This window comes from Neisseria flavescens, assembly GCF_001618065.1.
Taxonomy (GTDB): Bacteria; Pseudomonadota; Gammaproteobacteria; order Burkholderiales; family Neisseriaceae; genus Neisseria; species Neisseria flavescens_A.
Window position 1 is genome coordinate 1 of record NZ_LAEI01000023.1, and the last position, 497, is coordinate 497.

The window sequence follows — 497 nt, forward strand, 5'->3', positions numbered from 1 at the left end:
TTACTCGGTGTGGTTTGGCCGCTGACTTGTCCTTCTTCATCGACTTCTATGGCCTGGCGCTGTTTGCTGCCGGCGGTCTGAATAATGGTGGCGTCAATGATGGCGGCGGATGCTTTCTCTACTTTTAGGCCTTTTTCGGTCAATTGTCGGTTGATCAGTTCCAGCAATTCGGACAGGGTGTCGTCTTGCGCCAGCCAGTTGCGGTAGCGGCATAAGGTGCTGTAATCGGGAATGCTCAGTTCGTCAAAACGGCAAAACAGGTTGAAATCGATGCGGGTGATGAGGCTGTGTTCGAGTTCGGGATCGGAGAGGCTGTGCCATTGTCCGAGCAGGACGGCTTTGAACATGGACAACAGGGGATAGGCGGGACGGCCGCGGTGGTCTCGGAGGTAACGGGTTTTTTGACGATTCAGGTATTGTTCGATCGGCTGCCAATCAATCACCTGATCCAACTTCAATAGTGGGAAACGGTCGATGTGTTTGGCGATCATGGCTTG

Annotated in this window: 1 pseudogene; it reads right to left on the minus strand. The window is 53.3% G+C overall.

What is annotated here, in order from left to right:
* Positions 1 to 497: pseudogene (locus TW89_RS04155) on the minus strand (IS5-like element ISNme1 family transposase); the annotation flags it as partial.